17 protein-coding genes are annotated in these 16,235 nt (G+C 74.8%); 11 read left to right on the forward strand and 6 right to left on the reverse strand.

All coding sequences use genetic code 11. From position 1 onward, the window contains the following. The first annotated feature begins 19 nt into the window (after positions 1 to 19). Genes pelF through ACIGAQ_RS13790 form a run of 4 tightly spaced genes read left to right on the forward strand, consistent with a single transcriptional unit; the run spans position 20 to position 4,516 of the window. The gene (gene pelF / locus ACIGAQ_RS13775; protein WP_399782346.1) at positions 20 to 1,543 is read left to right on the forward strand and encodes a GT4 family glycosyltransferase PelF; all 1,524 of its coding nucleotides are present in this window, start codon (positions 20 to 22) and stop codon (positions 1,541 to 1,543) included. Beyond that, positions 1,540 to 3,090 (forward strand): hypothetical protein, encoded by a 1,551-nt coding sequence (locus ACIGAQ_RS13780; RefSeq protein WP_362273901.1) that lies wholly within the window; start codon positions 1,540 to 1,542, stop codon positions 3,088 to 3,090. The genes pelF and ACIGAQ_RS13780 overlap by 4 nt, the downstream gene beginning before the upstream one ends. After that, positions 3,087 to 3,740 carry a spherulation-specific family 4 protein gene (locus ACIGAQ_RS13785; protein WP_399782350.1) on the forward strand — a complete coding sequence of 218 codons (654 nt, stop codon included), beginning with the start codon at positions 3,087 to 3,089 and terminating at the stop codon, positions 3,738 to 3,740. Before ACIGAQ_RS13780 ends, ACIGAQ_RS13785 begins: the two co-directional genes overlap by 4 nt. Continuing rightward, positions 3,737 to 4,516 (forward strand): endo alpha-1,4 polygalactosaminidase, encoded by a 780-nt coding sequence (locus ACIGAQ_RS13790; protein WP_399782352.1) that lies wholly within the window; start codon positions 3,737 to 3,739, stop codon positions 4,514 to 4,516. The genes ACIGAQ_RS13785 and ACIGAQ_RS13790 overlap by 4 nt, the downstream gene beginning before the upstream one ends. A gap of 31 nt (positions 4,517 to 4,547) precedes the next feature. Here the strand turns inward: ACIGAQ_RS13790 and ACIGAQ_RS13795 are convergent, their stop codons facing one another. Continuing rightward, positions 4,548 to 5,333 (reverse strand): adenosylcobinamide-GDP ribazoletransferase, encoded by a 786-nt coding sequence (locus tag ACIGAQ_RS13795; protein ID WP_399782355.1) that lies wholly within the window; start codon positions 5,331 to 5,333, stop codon positions 4,548 to 4,550. Positions 5,334 to 5,393: 60 nt separating this feature from the next. Here ACIGAQ_RS13795 and ACIGAQ_RS13800 point away from each other — a divergent pair, with 60 nt between their 5' ends. After that, entirely contained in the window at positions 5,394 to 6,158 is a 765-nt protein-coding gene (locus ACIGAQ_RS13800; RefSeq protein WP_399782358.1) for a hypothetical protein, read from the forward strand. Here ACIGAQ_RS13800 and ACIGAQ_RS13805 read toward each other — a convergent pair. Both ACIGAQ_RS13805 and cobT read right to left on the reverse strand, forming a co-directional pair. After that, complete coding sequence (locus ACIGAQ_RS13805) at positions 6,098 to 6,805, reverse strand: hypothetical protein (protein ID WP_399782361.1); 708 nt, start codon at positions 6,803 to 6,805, stop codon at positions 6,098 to 6,100. The genes ACIGAQ_RS13800 and ACIGAQ_RS13805 overlap by 61 nt on opposite strands. A 414-nt stretch (positions 6,806 to 7,219) precedes the next feature. Beyond that, positions 7,220 to 8,371, reverse strand: coding sequence for a nicotinate-nucleotide--dimethylbenzimidazole phosphoribosyltransferase (gene cobT, locus ACIGAQ_RS13810; RefSeq protein WP_399782364.1), 1,152 nt, complete (start codon positions 8,369 to 8,371; stop codon positions 7,220 to 7,222). Positions 8,372 to 8,558: 187 nt separating this feature from the next. Between cobT and ACIGAQ_RS13815 the strand changes: the two genes are divergently transcribed. Beyond that, on the forward strand, positions 8,559 to 9,605 hold the full coding sequence (locus ACIGAQ_RS13815) for a class I SAM-dependent methyltransferase (protein WP_399782367.1): 1,047 nt from the start codon (positions 8,559 to 8,561) through the stop codon (positions 9,603 to 9,605). Positions 9,606 to 9,623: 18 nt separating this feature from the next. Here the strand turns inward: ACIGAQ_RS13815 and ACIGAQ_RS13820 are convergent, their stop codons facing one another. Beyond that, positions 9,624 to 10,823 carry a bifunctional adenosylcobinamide kinase/adenosylcobinamide-phosphate guanylyltransferase gene (locus ACIGAQ_RS13820; protein WP_399782370.1) on the reverse strand — a complete coding sequence of 400 codons (1,200 nt, stop codon included), beginning with the start codon at positions 10,821 to 10,823 and terminating at the stop codon, positions 9,624 to 9,626. Positions 10,824 to 11,042: 219 nt separating this feature from the next. On the opposite strand from ACIGAQ_RS13820, the gene ACIGAQ_RS13825 reads away from it, so the two are divergent. After that, complete coding sequence (locus tag ACIGAQ_RS13825; protein ID WP_311687493.1) at positions 11,043 to 11,267, forward strand: hypothetical protein; 225 nt, start codon at positions 11,043 to 11,045, stop codon at positions 11,265 to 11,267. A 64-nt stretch (positions 11,268 to 11,331) separates the two neighbouring features. On the opposite strand, the gene ACIGAQ_RS13830 is transcribed toward ACIGAQ_RS13825, so the two are convergent. Continuing rightward, positions 11,332 to 12,033 (reverse strand): methyltransferase domain-containing protein, encoded by a 702-nt coding sequence (locus tag ACIGAQ_RS13830; RefSeq protein ID WP_311687495.1) that lies wholly within the window; start codon positions 12,031 to 12,033, stop codon positions 11,332 to 11,334. A gap of 83 nt (positions 12,034 to 12,116) precedes the next feature. Then, positions 12,117 to 12,716: a DUF3043 domain-containing protein gene (locus ACIGAQ_RS13835; RefSeq protein WP_311687497.1), complete on the reverse strand. Its 600-nt coding sequence runs from the start codon at positions 12,714 to 12,716 to the stop codon at positions 12,117 to 12,119. A gap of 315 nt (positions 12,717 to 13,031) precedes the next feature. On the opposite strand from ACIGAQ_RS13835, the gene ACIGAQ_RS13840 reads away from it, so the two are divergent. From ACIGAQ_RS13840 to ACIGAQ_RS13855, 4 genes are all read left to right on the forward strand, one after another. Further along, a complete protein-coding gene (locus tag ACIGAQ_RS13840) occupies positions 13,032 to 13,817 on the forward strand; it encodes a PspA/IM30 family protein (RefSeq protein WP_399782374.1) in 786 nt (261 codons plus the stop codon). 23 nt (positions 13,818 to 13,840) lie between these two features. Beyond that, a complete protein-coding gene (locus ACIGAQ_RS13845) occupies positions 13,841 to 14,122 on the forward strand; it encodes a hypothetical protein (RefSeq protein WP_311687501.1) in 282 nt (93 codons plus the stop codon). A 118-nt stretch (positions 14,123 to 14,240) separates the two neighbouring features. Continuing rightward, positions 14,241 to 15,461: a sensor histidine kinase gene (locus tag ACIGAQ_RS13850; RefSeq protein ID WP_399782377.1), complete on the forward strand. Its 1,221-nt coding sequence runs from the start codon at positions 14,241 to 14,243 to the stop codon at positions 15,459 to 15,461. Continuing rightward, entirely contained in the window at positions 15,458 to 16,141 is a 684-nt protein-coding gene (locus tag ACIGAQ_RS13855; RefSeq protein WP_094056619.1) for a response regulator transcription factor, read from the forward strand. The genes ACIGAQ_RS13850 and ACIGAQ_RS13855 overlap by 4 nt, the downstream gene beginning before the upstream one ends. Positions 16,142 to 16,235 lie beyond the last annotated feature (94 nt).

Raw genomic sequence — 16,235 nt, forward strand, 5'->3', positions numbered from 1 at the left:
CCACAGGGGGAAACACCGCATGAGGCGCACAGGCCGTCATGTCACCATGCTCACCGAAGGCACCTACCCGCACGTCCACGGCGGCGTCAGCACCTGGTGCGACCAGCTCGTCAAGGGCATGCCGGAGGTCGACTTCCACCTCGTCCCGCTCACCGGCAGCGGCCGCGAACCCGTCACCTGGGAGCTGCCGCCCAACGTCCGCGCGCACACCCCGGTCCCCACCTGGGGCCCGCGCCCCGGCCGCGGCAGGCCCCCGTACGGCAGGGCCCGCCGCCGCTTCATCGAGACCTACGAGCGCTTCCTGCTCTCCTTCCTCGACCCCGGCTCGCACGCCGACTTCGGGGAGTCCCTGCACGAACTGGCCGAACCGGCCCGGGACGGGTACCTGCCGGCGGCCCTGCGCACCGAGTCGGCGCTGCGGTCGCTGATGTGGATCTGGACCATGCCGCATCTGCCGACGGCCGCCGCCCGCCCCACCGTGCACGACGCGCTGACCGCTTCCGACCTGCTGGAACACGCCCTCCGTCCGCTCGGCGTCCGCATACCCGAGGACTCCGTGGCGCACGCCGTGAGCAGTGGCCTGGCGACCCTGCCGGCGCTCGCCGCCCGCCATCTGGACGGCGTGCCGTTCCTGCTCACCGAGCACGGCATCTACCTGCGCGAGCGGTACCTCTGCGGGCGTCGCGACGCCCAGCGCTGGCCCGTGAAGGCGTTCATGCTCGGCTTCCACCGCGCACTCAACTCCCACGGCTACCGGGCCGCCGACCTGATCACCCCGTGCAACCAGTACAACCGCCGCTGGGAGGAGCGCGGCGGCGCCGACGCCGGCAAGATCCGCACGGTCTACAACGGCGTCGACCCGGCCGCCTTCCCGCACGCCGGCCCGGAGCCCGAGGTCCCGACCCTGTCCTGGTGCGGCCGGATCGACCCGATCAAGGACCTGGAGACCCTGCTCCGCGCCTACGCCCTGGTCCGTGCCGAGATCCCGGCGACCCGGCTGAGGCTCTTCGGCCCGGTCCCGCCCGGCGGCGAGGCCTACCGCACCCGCCTGGAGAAACTCGCCGCCGAACTGGGCGTCACCGACGGCCTCACCTTCGAGGGCCGGGTCAGCGAGGTCTGGCGGGCCTACGCGGCCGGTCACCTCGTCATGCTGTCGTCCATCTCGGAGGGCTTCCCGTTCTCCCTCATCGAGGCGATGTCGTGCGGCCGTACGACCGTGTCGACGGACGTCGGCGGGGTGCGCGAGGCGGTCGGCGACACCGGCCTGGTGGTGCCGCCGCGCGAGCCGGAGAAGATGGCCGCCGCCGCGCTGGCCCTGCTCAAGGACGACGAACGGCGCCTCGGCCTCGGGCGGTTGTCGCGCCAGCGCGTCATCGACCGGTTCACGCTGCGCCGCTCGGTGGACGCCTTCCGCACCATCTACAAGGAACTCGCGGGCGGGGACGAGGTGTACGAGCCGGCACTGGAGACCGTCGACGACTGGACCCTGGAGCTGCGCGACCCCTGGTACGCGGCCCTCGCGACGGACGGGGCGGGCTGGTGAGCGGCGGCGTCCGGCTGCCCCGGGACTCCGGCCCGGAGACCCTGCCCGGTGTCCCGCGGCAGCGCACCCCCAGCTGGGCCCGGCCCGACCCCGTCGACGAACTCGCCGAACGCCTGGAGGACTTCGCGGCCGCCGCCGTCCACCCGGACGAGATAGCCGCCCTGCTGGAGTCCGACGGCCTCTCCGACGAGCAGATACGCGAGCGCTACGGCGTGCGGAACTCCTTCGCGCTCGCCGAGACCCTCTACGCCCGCGTCGAGCGCCGCCACCCCGAGCCCGAGGGGCCCGCCCCCGACCCGTGGCGGATCGGACTCCTCGGCTGCCTGCTGCGCGGTCTGGTCTTCGCCCTGCCCGGCCTCGCCTACGTCCTCGGGGCGCCCCTGTTCACCGGCCCGGGCGACTTCGGCCTCCCCGCCGGCACGGTCCCGCTCCTGGCCGGCGCCCTGTGCGGCTGGACGTGGAACCAGGGCCTCGCGCACCGCGCGTACGCCTGGCTGGGCCTGGGCGACCGGACGGCCGCCCGGCGCGCCCTGCTGTTCGGCGCCCCGGCGGGCGCGCTGCTCGGCGCCCTGGTCGCGCTGGGGTGCGCGGGCGGCGCCGCCCCGGCCGTGGTCGCCTTCGCCGCCGGGCAGTCCTGCTATCTGGCCGCGGCGACCGTCCTGCTGGTGCTGGGCCGGGAGCGGCACCTGCTCGTCGCCCTCGCACCGATGGCGATGGGCGCCGTGCTGTCCCTGGTCGACCCGCTGCCCGAAGCCGCGGGCCTCGCCCTGCTGCTGGGCTCCCTGGCCGCGGTGGCGTTGCTCGCCCTGCGCGAGGTGGCGCCCGTCCCGAAGGACACGGCCCGCTGGACGGCGGGCTTCGTCGCCGTACTGCCGCTCGGCGCGTTCGGCACAGTCCCGGCCCCCGCGCGCGCCGCAGCCCCGGCGCCCACCCCCGCCCCGGCGCCCCGCCACCGGGTCGGCCCGAGGCTCACGGGCTCCCTGCCCTACGCCCTGTTCGGCCTCGGCACCGGCGTCCTCGTGCTGCACGCGGCGCTCGGTGACGTCCTCGCCGGCGGGACGGGCAGCGCCGTCGCCGCCCCGGCGGCCGTGGCGCTCACCCTCAGCATGGGCCCCGCCGAGTGGCTGCTGTACCGCTTCCGCAGCGACAGCCTCGCCGCGCTGCGCTCCAGCGGCACCGCCCGGGAGTTCCGGCGCAGGGCGGTCCGCACGGTCGCGCGATGCCTGGCCGGCTACCTCGCCGCGCTCCTCGCGCTGGGCCTCGCGGCCGCCGCCCTGTGGCCGCACGCCCCCGCGCCGGGCGGGGTGCGGACGACCGGACTGCTCCTGCTGGGCGTGGTCCTGTGGACGGGGCTGCTGCTGCAGTCGTTCGGCGCGGTGACCGGCGCGACGGCGGTGTGCTGCGCGGCGGCCCTCGCCCAGACCCTGCTCCTGGTCACCCGCACCGGCGACCCGCACCTCGCGGGCGCGGTGGTGTACGGCACGGCGGCCGCCGTCCAGACCGTCGTGGTGTGCGCCCTGCTGGGGAGGGCAACCGCCCACCGATGAGCACTCTCCTGGTCCCGTACTACGAGCACCCGTCCGTCCGACCCGCCGAGTGGGACGCGATCGTCGCCGCCGCGCCCCGCCTCCTCGGGGTGGTCCTCAACCCGGCGAGCGGCCCCGGCGAGCGCCCCGACCCGGCGTTCGCCGAGGTCGCCGGCCGGCTGCGGGCCGCCGGGGGAGCGCGGGTCCTCGGGTACGTCGACACCGGCTACGGCCGCCGCGCCGCCACCGACGTCGTCCGCGACCTCACCCGGCACCGCGACTGGTACGGCACCGACGGCGCCTTCCTCGACCAGGTGCCGTCAGGGCCCGAGGAGTTCGAGCACTACCAGCGGCTCGCGGTCGCCGCCTGGGGCGTCGGCTGCGGCACCCTCGTCCTCAACCACGGCACGGCACCGCACCCCTGCTACGCCCGCATCGCCGACGTCCTGGTCACCTTCGAGGGCACGTGGGAGTCGTACCGGACGCAGCCCCCGCCGACGTGGCCCGGCGGCCCCGGCGTACGACTGTGCCACCTGCTGTACGACGTCCCGCCCGGCGCCGACCCGGCCGCTCTGGCCCGGGCGCGGGGTGCGGCGGTGTACTGCGCGGTGCCCGGAACCGGGGATCATCCTTGGGGCACCCTGCCGTACACCCTGGAGAACACCTCGTGAGACGCCCGCTGTTGCCCCTCGTCCTGTTGCTCCTGCTGCTCGCGGGCTGCACCCGGGCCCCCGACGACAAGCCCGGTCTCCGCTGGCAGCCCCGCCCCGGCACCGCCTGGCAGTGGCAGCTCAGCGGACGCCTGGACACCTCCGTCGACGTACCGGTCTACGACATCGACGGCTTCGACCACTCCGCGGAGACGGTCGCCGCGCTGCACGACGACGGCCGCAGGGTCATCTGCTACCTGTCGACGGGCGCCTGGGAGGAGTTCCGCCCGGACGCGGACGAGTTCCCGAAGGCCGTCCTCGGCCGGGGCAACGGCTGGCGGGGCGAACGCTGGCTCGACATCCGCCGCACCGAGGTCCTGGAACCGCTCATGGCGGCCCGCCTCGACATGTGCCGCGACAAGGGCTTCGACGCCGTCGAGCCCGACAACATGGACGGCTACCGCAACGACACCGGCTTCCCGCTCACGGCCGCCGACCAGCTCCGCTACAACCGCCTCATCGCCCGCCTGGCCCATGACCGGGGCCTGGCCGTCGGACTGAAGAACGACCTCGACCAGATCCCGGAACTCGTCGGCGACTTCGACTTCGCGGTCAACGAACAGTGCGCCCAGTACGGCGAGTGCGGGGCCCTGAAGCCGTTCACCGACGCGGGCAAGGCGGTCTTCCACGTCGAGTACGAGGTGCCCACCGCGCGCTTCTGCGCCGAGTCCCGCCGGCTGAGGCTGAGTTCGCTGCTGAAGAAGTACGAACTGGGCGTGTGGCGGCAGGCCTGCTGAGCCCGGTGCCCGGGCGGGCGCGGGGTGCCGGTCAGCCCAGTGCCAGCACGAGCAGGGACGTCGTCGCGGCCGTCTCCGCGAGTCCGCCGAACACGTCCCCGGTCACGCCGCCGAACCGCCGCGTGCAGTGCCGCAGCAGCACCTCGGCGGCGGCGAGGGACAGGAGGACGGCGAGCGCGGTACGAGCCGCCTCGGCCGGCCCGAGGAGGGCACCGGCCGCGACCGCCACCACCGCCGTGACGGCGGCCGCGGCACCGAACGCCGCCCGCGCCGGCACCACGCCCGCGACGGCCGCCCCCAGTCCCTCCGGCCGCGCCGCCGGCACCCCGGCCCGGGCTGCCTGCGTCAGGGCCAGCCGGGCCACGGCCGCGCAGACCACGGCGGCGCACGCGCCCCGGGTCCAGGAGGCCTCGTAGGCCTGGGCGAGCGCGGCGACCTGGGCCAGCAGGACCAGGACGAGGGTGATGACGCCGAACGGGCCGATGTCCGACTGCTTCATGATCCGCAGCGCGTCCTCGGCGGGCTTGCCGCTGCCCAGCCCGTCGGCGGTGTCCGCGAGCCCGTCCAGATGGAGACCCCGGGTCAGCGCGGCCGGCACGGCGACACCGGCCACGGCGGCGAGCGGCGCGCCCGCGCCGAGGAACAGCAGCGCCAGCCCGGCGGCGGCGGCCGCGGCGCCGACCGCCAGACCGGCCAGCGGCGCGCACAGCATGCCGCCGCGCGCCGCCTCCCGGTCCCACCGCGTCACCCGGACCGGGAAGACCGTGAGCGTGCCGAAGGCGAAGCGGACACCGTCGAGGGGCGAGGTTCTGGGCACCGGCGCAGGCTACCGGCCGGTCAGGAGAGCGGAGACGGCGGGCGAGGATAAAGTTCGCATATGGGATGGCTGGAGCGGAACATCATCGAACCCGGCAAGCTTCCGCTGCTCCTGGCCCTCGTCGCCTTCGTCGTGACCTTCGTGATCACCCGCGTGATCACCCGCCTCATCCGGGCGGGCAGGGGCCCCTTCCGCAACATCAGCGGCAGCGGCGGCGTCCACGTCCACCACGTCGTCCCCGGCGTCATCCTCACGCTCATCGGCGGCTTCGGTGCGGTCGCGGGCGGCCGGCACGGCTTCGGCTCCTGCCTGGCCGCGGTGATCTTCGGCATCGGCGCCGGTCTCGTCCTCGACGAGTTCGCCCTGGTCCTGCACCTGGCGGACGTCTACTGGACCCCGGACGGCCGCAAGAGCGTCGAGATGGTCGTGCTCACCGCCTCCCTCGTCGGGCTGCTGCTGATCGGCTTCTCACCGCTGGGCGTCGACGACCTCTCCGAGGACCAGCAGCAGAACCGCGCCGCCGTCCTCGGCAACGTCCTGGTGAACTTCGCCTTCGCCCTGATCGCCCTGTTCAAGGGCAAGCTCCGCCTCGCCCTGGTGGGCCTGGTCGTCCCGCTGGTCGCCCTGATCGCCGCCGTGCGGCTGGCCCGACCGACCTCGCCGTGGGCCAAGCGGTTCTACCGCAACCGCCCCAAGGCACGGGCCAGGGCCGGGCTGCGGGCCTACCACCACGACCGCCGCTGGGCGGGTCCCCGGCGGGCCTTTCAGGACTGGATCGGCGGCGCGCCCGACCCGCAGCCGGCCCGGCCCCTGGAACGCCGCTGACGCCGCCGGCGCAGCTCGCCGAGCACGCACAGCGGCAGCACGGCCGTGATCGCCGCGAGGTGCTCCTTGGCGGCGAGGTCCTCCTTCACGGCCACCTCTGCCACCATCGCGAGGACGACCAGCGAGGCGGTGACGTACGCGCGGTGGCGCCAGCCCAGGAACACCGCGAGGCCGACGACCGCCGCGGACGGTCCCGTGTCGACGACCCACTGGTCGGAGGCGGGCAGTCCCAGCGGCGAGTCGGGGCCCAGCCGGATGCCCAGGCGGGCGTAGAGCGTCCCCGCGAGGGTGGCGGCGTAGGCCAGGGCGAGCGTGCGCCACCGCCCCAGGCTCAGCTCGGCGAGGCCGAACACCAGCAGGATCTGGGTCAGCGCGCCCCAGACCGGCAGGTCCAGCGCGGGCACGAACAGCGACAGCGGTGTGCGCAGCAGCGCGAGCCACAGCGGGTCCGCGGCGCGCACGGCCCCCACGTTCTCCACGAACCGGTGGCCCCACGCCTGACCGTGTACGACGTGCAGCACGGCCGTGAGGCACACGGCCCCGACGGCCACCGGCACGGCCCGCCAGCGCCGCCGGCGCAGCGGGTCCCGCACCGCCGCGTACAACGGCCCCCATTCGGCCCGGGCCCAGCGGGCGAGCGTGATCATCGGGTCCGTCCCGTCCGTGCGACAGCGGATGCCTGCGGCCAGTCAAGCCGACACCGTGTGCGACGACCCTCCGGAGGGCAGGGACGTTGACCCGAGCGTGGGTGAGACGGCTCTCACGACGGCCGCCGCCGGACGACCACGTCGGAGACCGGGCCGTGCAGGGCCCCGGGGCTCCGCATCCGGTCCGTCGAACCCCGTCGAACGGGACCGAGACCGCGCCACAGCCCGCCGAGCGACCACCCCGTGTCCGGGCCGCGCCGAGCCGTTCGACTCCGTCGGTGCAGCCGTGCCACCGGCAGCCGGGCCGCCACCCCGGGGCCGGGCCGCGCCGAGCCGTTCGGCCCTGTCGGGCCGAGCCGGCCAGTGGGCCCGTGCCGGCCCGTGGCCCGCCCGGCCCCGTATGTCGCGTAGCGGCTAGTTCTCCGCGCCCACGGCCCCGGCCCGCCCCTCGGTCGCCGTCGGCTCCTCGGTCGCGGTCAGTCCCTCGGTTGCGGTCGGCGGCTGCGAAGTCTCCGAGGCCTTGGGGTTTTCCGGGAGTTCCGCTGCCAGGGCTGCGGCTGCCTGGATCAGGGGGAGGGCCAGGAGGCCGCCCGTGGCCTCGCCGACCGTCACGCCGTGGGTGAGGAGCGGCTCCAGGGCCATCCGGTCCAGGGCCTTCGCCTGCCCCGGTTCGCCGCTGTCGTGCGCGGCCAGCCACCAGTCCGGAGCGCGGAACGCGATCCGCTGCCCGACCAGCGCGCACGCCGCCGTCACGACCCCGTCCAGCACCACGGGCAGCTTCCGCACCGCGCACTGCAGCAGGAACCCCGTCATCGCCGCGAGGTCGGCGCCGCCCACCGTCGCCAGCAACTGCAGCTGGTCCCCGAGCACCGGCCGGGCCCGGCGCAGCGCGTCCCGGATCGCCGCGCACTTGCGCATCCACGCCAGGTCGTCGATGGCCAGCCCGCCCCGCCCGGTCACCACCGACGCGTCGACCCCGCACAGCGCCCCGACCAGCACACCCGCCGCCGTCGTCCCGCCGACGCTCACATCGCCGAGGACGACGAGGTCCGTCCCCGAGTCGGCCTCCTCGTCGGCCACCGCGACCCCGGCCCGGAACGCCGCCTCGGCCTCCTCCGCCGTCAGCGCGTCCTCGATGTCGATCCGCCCGCTGCCGCGCCGCACCCGGTGCCGCACGACGTCCCCGGGCAGGGCCTCGGGGTCGCAGTCCAGGGCCATGTCGACGATCCGCACCGGCACGCCCAGCCGGCGCGCCAGCACCGACACCGGCCGGCCGCCCTCCAGCACCTCGCGCACCGACTCCGCCGCACTGCCCGCCGGCCGGGCCGACACACCCAGCTCGGCGACGCCGTGGTCACCGGCGAAGAGCACCACCCGCGGCTGTTCGACCGGCCGCACGGGCACGGCCGCCTGCGCCGCCGCCAGCCACTCACCCAGTTCGTCGAGGCGGCCCAGCGACCCGGGCGGCACGATCTGTCGCTCCCGGCGCGCCTCGGCGTCACGGCGGATCCCGCCGTCCGGACGCTCGATCAGATCGGTGAAGTCGTCGAGATTAAGCGAGCTCATTCGCCGAACAGTACCGGCACCGATCGAACAGCACGGCGCCACGTCACCACACCGCCGGGACGACGTCGTTGCACCTGGGATCGGCATCCCATACGTTCCGTTTTGCAGCGGATTGTCGTGCCGTACCGGTCGCCTTCAGACCCCCGCCGCACGTCTCCGCGTACGCCCTCGCGCCCGGGAGCCGCCCATGCCCGCCCGCCCCGCCCCCTCCGCAGCCCACGCCCCGCACACCAGCGCACGGGTCCACGAACCGCGCCGCGACGACTGCCCCTGGTGCGGTAGCGCCCGGCTGCGCAACCGGCTGCGCACCGGTGACCTGCGGCAGTACAAGCCCGGCAACTTCACCGTCGACGAGTGCCGGGACTGCGGCCACACCTTCCAGAACCCCCGCCTGACCGCCGAGGGCCTCGCCCTCCACCACCGGGCCGTGCGCGGGGCACCCCGGGACCCGGCCAGCGACGGCCTGCTCGCCCTGCGCGCCGGCCGCGCACGGCACCGCTCGGCCGCCCGCGCGATGCGGCGCTTCGGGGAGCCGGAGAGCTGGCTGGACGTCGGCACCGGACACGCCCGTTTCCCGGCGACCGCCCGCGTGTTCTTCCCCTACACCGCGTTCGACGGCCTGGACACCACCCCCCGCGTGGTCCGTGCCCGCTCGGCCGACCGCGTCGAGGAGGCCCACGTCGGCCGCCTGACGGACCCCCGGATCGCCACGCCGCTGCGCGGCCGCTACGACGTGGTCAGCATGCTTCACCACCTGGAGGGCACGCCGGACCCGCGAGCCGAACTCCACGCGGCTCTGAGCGTCCTGCGCCCCGGCGGCCACCTCCTGGTCGAGACCCTGAACCCCCACAGCGCCTTCGCCGCGCTCCTGGGCCGCTGGTGGCTCGCCTACGACCAGCCGCGCCACCTGCACCTGATCCCCCCGAAGAACCTGCGGGCCGAACTGGAGGCGGCCGGCTGCACGATCGTCACCGTGGACCACCGCCCCACCCACGTCCCGCACGATCTCTCCGGCGCCCTGGCCCTGTCCCTCTCCCACGCCCTGCCGGCCCCCGACACGCCCTGGCGCGCCATCCCGCCGCCCCCGCTCCACCGCCACGCCCGTGAGGCCCTGCTGCGCGCGGGCATCCCCCTGGTCGCCCTGGCGGCGACGGCCGACCGCCTCATCGCCCCGGTGGCCCGCCGCACCCGTTTCGCGAACGCCTACCGGCTGATCGCCCGCACGGCCCCCTGAGCGCGGGGTCCCGCCCCGTCAGCCCTTCAGCACCACGGCCTGCCCCGCCACCACCAGCAGCACGTGCTCGCACTCGTCCGCGAACCCCGCGTTCAGCCGCCCGAGTTCGTCCCGGTACCGCCGGCCCGACGGCGTCGCCGGCACGATCCCCGACCCCACCTCGTTGGACACGGCGACCACCGTCCGGCGCGTGGCCCGCACCGCCTCCGTCAGCTCGCGCACCCGCTCCCGCAGCACCTTCTCGCCCCGCTCCGCCCACACCGCGTCGTCCCACGCCCCGGCCGCGTCCATCGCGTCCGTCAGCCACAGCGACAGACAGTCGACGAGCAGCGGCGGACCCTCCGCCTCCAGCAGCGGCACCAGATCGCAGGTCTCCACCGTCCGCCACGAACCGGGCCGCCGCTCCCGGTGGGCGGACACCCGCGCCGACCACTCCGTGTCCCCGTTGCGCGAACCGCCCGTCGCCACGTACAGCACGTCCGGGAAGGCCGCGAGACGCCGCTCGGCCTCCACCGACTTCCCCGACCGCGCCCCGCCCAGCACCAGCGTCCGGCGCGGCACGTCCGGCACGTCCTCGTACGCCCCGACCGCCAGCGTCGCCCCGTCCGGCACGGCCCGCGCCCCGGCCGCCGCGAGCCGCCGCCCGAGCTCCGGGCCCGGCGGCACGTCGTGGTCCAGGTGCACGGCGATCACGTCCGTCGTCGGCCCCACCGCCCCGACGGCCCGCAGCTTCGCCAGCGCGTCCGGCCGCCCCACGACGTCCAGCAGCACCATGTCGTACGACTCGGCCGGCTCCCCGAGGCCCGCCGGCGCCCCGCCCGGCGGCAGGTACAGCAGCCGCTGCCCCTCCGGCCCGGTCACCGCGTAGCCGGTGCCCGGCGCGTCCAGCGCCACGGCCCGCACCCGGTGCCCGGTCAGCAGCGTCAGCTCCCGCCCGTCCGGCACCCGCCCCGGCTGCGGCAGCCCCGCCGGCACCTCCACCGCCGGGCCGTCGTGCGGATGCGACAGCAGCACCTGCCGTACGCCGGTCAGGGAACGGCCCGCGCGCGCCGCGGCGAACGCCGCCCCGGGCGTCAGGTCCAGCAGCAGCACCCCGTCCAGGAGCAGCGCGGTGGCCGCCCGCGCGTCCGGGCCCAGAGCGGATGCGCAGACCGCGCAGGGACAGTCGGGGCGGGGGAGCCCCGCGGGTGCACCGGTGCCGAGCAGAGTCAGTTCCACGCCCCGATTCTCACCCGTGGCCCTGTGACACGCGTGTCGGCACCGTCCCCGAAGGGACGCGGGGAACCGCGCGACCAGCCCTCACGACCCGCACCGGCCCACCGGCCCGCACCCGACCGCATGTCCCGCGCCACCCGGCACAGCGCATAGGCTCGGGTCGGGAGCCGGACCGAGATCCGGCTTTTCGCTGTGCAGTGTGCTCACACATGGGAGGCGTACATGGCGGCATGGACGTGGCGGTTCGAGAAGACCGACGGGACCGAGGTCGAGCCCGCGGTGCCGCCGGAGGAGTTCCCCACGCAGGGGGACGCCGAGTCCTGGATCGGGGAGCACTGGAAGGCGCTGAAGGAGGGCGGCACCGACCAGGTGCGCCTGTTCGAGGACGCCACGGAGATCTACGGCCCGATGAGCCTGCACGAGGCGGAGGCCGAGGCCGAGGCGTGAACACCGGGCGGGGGCCGGCCCACGGCCCTCGCCCACACCCCGTTCCTCCCGCCGGCCGGAGCGCTCAGCCCCGTACGCCGCACAGGTGCAGCAGCGCCGCCACCCCGCGGTACGGATCCGTCCGCCCGGCCCGTTCCTCCACCGCGAGGAGCGTCTCCACGTCGGCCGGGACCTCGGCGCCGTCCGCCGCCGTGTCGGTGAACACCCGCACCCCGTACCAGGCGTGCAGCGGCGCCCCGATCCCCGCGAGGGTCGCCGTGAGGTCCTTCAGCCGGTCGGCGCGCACGTCGAGTCCCAGCCGGTTGCGGTAGGCGACCGTGTCGAACGCGGCCAGCGCGCCGGCCCAGTCGCCGGACAGGCCCGGCCGCAGCGCGAGGGCGTCCCCGTTGCGCACGAGGAGCGACAGCAGTCCGCCCGGCGCGAGCATCCGCGCCAGCCCCGCCAGCAGCGGGTCCGGCTCCTCGACGTACATCAGCACGCCGTGGCAGAGCACCACGTCGAAGCTGCCGGGCAGGAAGTGCACGCCGGTGTCCCGGCCGTCCCCCTCGATGATCCGCATCCGCTCCCGGATGCCCTCCGGTTCCCCGGCGAGGGACTCCCGGGCCGCGGCGATCATCGTCGCGTCCTGCTCCAGACCGGTCACCTCGTGCCCGGCCCGGGCCAGCCGCAGCGCCTGCGTGCCCTGGCCCATGCCCACGTCGAGCACCCGCAGCCGCCGCCCGACCGGAAAACGCCCGACTATCTGCTCGTCCAGCTGGCGGGCCACCAGCTCCTGGCGGACGACATCGGGCAGCCCGCCCAGCTTGTCCAGCCAGGCCTGAGCCGCACCCCCGGAGAACGGCGTCGTGGTCAGGGCCGCTCTCCGCGCTTGACCTGTGGCTTCGGCAGCCGGAGCCGGCGCATCTGGAGGGAGCGCATCAGGGCGTAGGCGACCGCACCGCGCTTGTTCTCCCCGGCGAAGCGCTCGTTCAGCTGCTTCTTCAGACGGAAGGCCGTGACGAACGAGTCGAGCACGATGAGCACGATCACCACGAGCCACAGCAGCAGCGCGATGTTCTGCAGCGCCGCCACGCGCACCATGCTCAGCACGAGGATGACCACGGCCATCGGCAGGAAGAACTCCGCGATGTTGAACCGCGAGTCGACGAAGTCACGCGCGAACCGGCGCACCGGCCCCTTGTCACGCGCGGGCAGGTACCGCTCGTCGCCGCTGGCCAGCGCCTGACGCTGCCGCTCCAGCGCAGCACGACGCTCCTCGCGCTGGCGCTTGGCGGCCTCCTTGCGCGTCATCGACGTGTTGGCCACACTGCGGCGTTGGCTCTGGGCCTGGCTGCGCTTCGGCGTGGGGCGGCCCTTGGGGGCCTGGGGGTCGCGGGGCTGCTTGGAGAAGTTCACCGGCGCCTTGTCGGCGTCCTGGGCCTTCTCGTCCTTGGCACGGCTTCGGAACACAAAACCCAAGGGTAAGGGCTTCCGGGCATGGACCCCAGCCCCGTGGGGAACGATCCGGCAACACCAGTCGTCTGTAAGGGGACAGACGGGACGTTGTGTACGCACCCGGCCGTTCCCGGGACGTACGCCCGGGACACCCCGGGTACCACCTACTCCCTACGCCGGAGCGGGAGCGCACGCAGTCGTCCTTGGGGATGAGCGCATCCGTCCCCGAACAGTGCGGTAATGGATGCAGGGCCCGTACTGTGGGTTCTGTCGCAGGAGCTGGAGCCGGAGTCGGTCAGAAGGGGGCGCGCGAAGCCCATGAGCGGTGTCATGAAGCGTATGGGGATGATCTTCCGCGCGAAGGCGAACAAGGCCCTTGACCGGGCCGAGGACCCGCGCGAAACCCTCGATTACTCGTACCAGAAGCAGCTGGAGCTGCTCCAGAAGGTGCGCCGCGGCGTCGCCGACGTGGCGACCAGCCGCAAGCGCCTGGAACTCCAGCTGAACCAGCTGCAGTCGCAGTCCACCAAGCTGGAGGACCAGGGCCGCAAGGCCCTCGCGCTGGGCCGGGAGGACCTGGCCCGCGAGGCGCTCTCCCGCCGGGCCGCGCTCCAGCAGCAGGTGACCGACCTGGAGACCCAGCACGCGACGCTCCAGGGCGAGGAGGAGAAGCTCACCCTCGCGGCCCAGCGGCTCCAGGCCAAGGTCGACGCCTTCCGCACGAAGAAGGAGACGATCAAGGCGACCTACACGGCGGCCCAGGCACAGACCCGCATCGGCGAGGCCTTCTCCGGCATCTCCGAGGAGATGGGCGACGTCGGGCTGGCGATCCAGCGCGCCGAGGACAAGACGGCCCAGCTCCAGGCCCGCGCCGGCGCCATCGACGAGCTGCTCGCCTCCGGAGCCCTCGACGACCCCTCCGGCATGCACAAGGACCACATCCAGGCCGAGCTGGACCGGCTCTCCGGTGGTACGGATGTAGAGCTGGAGCTGCAGCGCATGAAGGCCGAGCTCGCCGGTGGATCGAGCGGTGGGCAGCAGGCCATCGAAGGTGGCACGAGCCAGCAGCAGTCCCAGCAGCAGCCGCAGGACACCCCGCGCTTCGACAAGCAGTAGGGGCCCACGCCTAGGAGGGCGACATGATCGTACGGATCATGGGGGAGGGGCAGGTGAGGCTGGCCGACGGCCACCTCGCCGAGCTGAACAAGCTGGACGACGAGCTCCTGGCGGAGATGGAGAACGGCGACGGCCCCGGCTTCCGCCGCACCCTCCACGCCCTCCTGACCCGGGTCCGCGACCTGGGCGACCCCCTCCCCGACGACTCCCTGGAACCGTCGGAACTGATCCTGCCGTCCCCGGACGCGACCCTGGAGGAGGTCCGGGAGCTCCTCAGCGACGACGGCCTGATCCCGGGTTCGTGAACGGCGGGCCGCACCCCGCCCGCCGGGCCGCGGACCCGTCCGGCCCGGGTCACGACGCCGGGCACCTCACACCCGGCCCCGTATCCCCGCACACCCGCCCCGGCTACCGTGAACACCCGTGAGCACCCTCGCGCGGGCCCGGTGCCGGGCCAAGGCGCACCCCTTGGCCATGGACGCCGTCCTCGCCGCAGCCGTCCTGGCCTGCATGGTCGCCGGCTCGTTCGTCGAACCCCGCCACCGCGACAGCGTCAGCTGGGTCCTGCGCACCCCCGACCCCCTCAGCCTCGTCCTGATGGCCCTCGGCGCCGCCGCCCTGGTCTTCCGCCGCCGCGCCCCGATGACCGTCCTCGCCCTCACCGGCGCCGTCTCCGTCGCCGAGTCCGTCACCGGCGACCCCCGCGCCCCCGTCGCCATGTCGGCGGTCATCGCGCTGTACACCGTCGCCTCCACCACCGACCGTCCCACCACCTGGCGCGTCGGCCTGCTCACCATGACCGTGCTGACCGGCACCGCCATGGCCGCCGGCAGCCTGCCCTGGTACGCCCAGGAGAACCTCGCGATCTTCGCCTGGACCGGCATCGGCGCCACCGCCGGCGACGCCGTGCGCAGCCGCCGCGCCTTCGTCCAGGCCATCCGGGAACGCGCCGAACGCGCCGAGCGCACCCGCGAGGAGGAGGCCCGCCGCCGGGTCGCCGAGGAGCGTCTGCGCATCGCCCGGGACCTGCACGACGTCGTCGCCCACCACATCGCCCTGGTCAACGTCCAGGCCGGGGTCGCCGCCCACGTCATGGACAAGCGCCCCGACCAGGCCAAGGAGGCCCTCGCCCACGTGCGCGAGGCCAGCCGGTCCGCGCTCAACGAGCTCCGCGCCACCGTCGGCCTGCTCCGCCAGTCCGGCGACCCCGAGGCCCCCACCGAACCCGCTCCGGGGCTGGACCGTCTCGACGAACTCACCGGCACCTTCCGCAACGCCGGCCTGCACATCGAGGTCGCCCGCGCCGACCAGGGCACCACCCTGCCCGCGGCCGTCGACCTGGCCGCCTACCGGATCATCCAGGAGGCCCTGACCAACGTGCAGAAGCACGCCGGACCGCAGGCCAAGGCCGAGGTCAGCGTCGTGCGGGTCGGGCCGAACATCGAGATCACCGTGCTCGACGACGGCAGCGGCGAGGTCGAGGCCCCCGGCAGCGGCGGCGGGCACGGGCTGCTCGGCATGCGCGAGCGGGTCACCGCCCTGCGCGGCACCCTCACCACCGGTCCCCGCTACGGCGGCGGCTTCCGCGTCCATGCGATCCTGCCCGTCAAGAGCCGCACATCCACCGGGGAGGACCCCGCATGACCATCCGTGTCCTGCTCGCCGACGACCAGGCGCTGCTGCGCAGCGCCTTCCGGGTGCTCGTCGACTCCGAGCCCGACATGGAGGTGGTGGGCGAGGCCTCCGACGGCGCGGAGGCGGTCCGGCTGACGAAGGAGCAGCGCGCGGACGTCGTCCTGATGGACATCCGCATGCCGGGCACCGACGGCCTCGCGGCGACCCGCATGATCAGCGCCGACCCCGCGCTGGCCGGTGTCCGCGTGGTCATCCTGACGACGTTCGAGGTGGACGACTACGTCGTGCAGTCGCTGCGCGCCGGCGCCTCCGGCTTCCTCGGCAAGGGCTCCGAGCCCGAGGAACTGCTCAACGCCATCCGGATCGCGGCCGGCGGCCAGGCCCTGCTCTCCCCGGCGGCCACCACGGGGCTGATCGCCCGCTTCCTCGCCCAGGGCGACCCGGCCGACGAGAACCGTGACCCGGCCCGCGGCGAGCGGCTCGACTCGCTCACCGTCCGGGAGCGCGAGGTGCTCGTCCAGGTCGCCGGCGGCCACTCCAACGACGAGATCGCCGAGCGGCTGGAGGTCAGCCCGCTGACGGTGAAGACGCACGTCAACCGCGCCATGGCCAAGCTGGGCGCCCGCGACCGGGCCCAGCTGGTGGTCATCGCGTACGAGTCCGGCCTGGTCCGTCCAAGGGTGGAGTGAGCCCGGCCCGGTCGTACTGCGGCCGGAGTATGCGCCGCATAAGGAACGGGACCTGCGGCCTACGAAACAGGCACCGGCCATGGCTCAGGGTGTA

The sequence above is a fragment of the Streptomyces sp. NPDC085932 genome, assembly GCF_044540525.1.
Taxonomy (GTDB): domain Bacteria; phylum Actinomycetota; class Actinomycetes; order Streptomycetales; family Streptomycetaceae; genus Streptomyces; species Streptomyces levis.